This window comes from Nocardia sp. CY15 (genome assembly GCF_009829295.1).
In the GTDB taxonomy this organism is placed as follows: domain Bacteria; phylum Actinomycetota; class Actinomycetes; order Mycobacteriales; family Mycobacteriaceae; genus Nocardia; species Nocardia sputi.
The window spans coordinates 1-1,371 of record NZ_VUOT01000092.1 but is presented as its reverse complement, the minus strand read 5'-3'; the positions used below and the strand labels follow the sequence as shown (position 1 = coordinate 1,371).

Here is a 1,371-nt window from a genome sequence, read left to right as displayed (position 1 = left end):
GCACTTCGTGACGTAATCGGTGTCGTCGCTGGTAGTGGGCTTTCTTCGCCCGATATTGGTGGCGTCGGCGCCAGGTCGACCATCGCTGGATGGCTTCGAGGGCTGGGCGGTGAGTGATCACGTGTGCCAGAAGACGTCGGATTTCTCCGAGGGTGAGCGGGATGAGGCCGCTGCCAATGCTTTTGGGGCGATGGCGGCGGTGACGGCGAGGTAGGTGTGGGCGAGCATGGCCAGGGTGATGTGCCGGTACCAGGCGTCGTAGTGGCGGACCTGATAGTGGTCGAGCCCGACCTCGGTTTTCGCGGTCTGGAAGCAGTCCTCTACGGCCCACCGTGATCCGGCGACGCGGATCAGTTCCTCGTCGGTGGTGCCCGTGGGTGCGCAGCACAGGTAGTAGGCAGTCTCCAATTCGCCCTTGTTGTTCGGGGTCAGGGCTCGACGGGCCAGTAGCCAACGGCTCCAGCCCGCGGCGGTGGTCCACTCGTAGACCGGCAGTGAGGCCACGGCCCAATCGAACATTCGTGGCCCTTTCGCTCCGGCGCCGCAGCTACGGCGTTTCCAGGCTTGCGAGGGTGCTTGCTCGACAAGGTGATCGGCGCGTGTGCAGCCCGCGGTGACCGGGATGGTCTGACCACGCGGGACAGCCACGACATACCCGATCCGGCGTTCGTCGAGCCAGGCCCGGAACTTTCCGTCGCCGCCGTAGGCCTCGTCAGCGGTAACCCACCGGGCCGGCACTCCCGCATCCAGGGCTCTGGCCAGCATGTTCTTCGCCAGCGTCGCCTTGGTCGCGAATACGACGTCATCGGGCACACTCGCCTCCCGGCACCGCTGCCGATCCTCGGTCCACGACTTGGGCAGATACAACTCCCGATCGATCAGCGTGCGCCCCCTGCTGCCGGTATAGGCACAGAACACCCCCAGCTGACAATTCTCGATCCGGCCCGCTGTCCCGGAGTATTGCCGTTGCACCCCAGCAGATTTGGTGCCCTTCTTCAAGAAGCCGGTCTCGTCCACAACCAGCACACCGTCCGGGTCCCCAAGGTGCTCGACGGCATACCCGCGCACGTCATCACGCACCCCATCCGCATCCCACGCCGCCGCATGCAACAGCCGTTGCATCCCATCCGGCGTGCGCTCACCAGCAGCTTCCGCCAGCGTCCACCCGTTCTTCCCAGCCAGCGGAGCCAACAACCCCCGCACATACAACCGAGCCCGCAACCGCGGCTCCGCCCGCAAAAACCGGCCCGCAACCCGCCCGAACAACTCATCCAACCCAGCCACCCACGCAGCCAGATCCTCATCCACCGACACTGACACGACGAAATAGGCTACCCGACAACAACATCACGAAGTGCAGCTGGAGTACTA

General features: G+C 65.0%; 1 protein-coding gene. It reads right to left on the bottom strand.

Features of this window, described 5'->3' with window-relative positions; genetic code table 11:
* Positions 1-117: 117 nt before the first annotated feature.
* Positions 118-1,308 carry an IS701 family transposase gene (locus GVY39_RS33720; RefSeq protein ID WP_159931032.1) on the bottom strand — a complete coding sequence of 397 codons (1,191 nt, stop codon included), beginning with the start codon at positions 1,306-1,308 and terminating at the stop codon, positions 118-120.
* Positions 1,309-1,371: the final 63 nt, after the last annotated feature.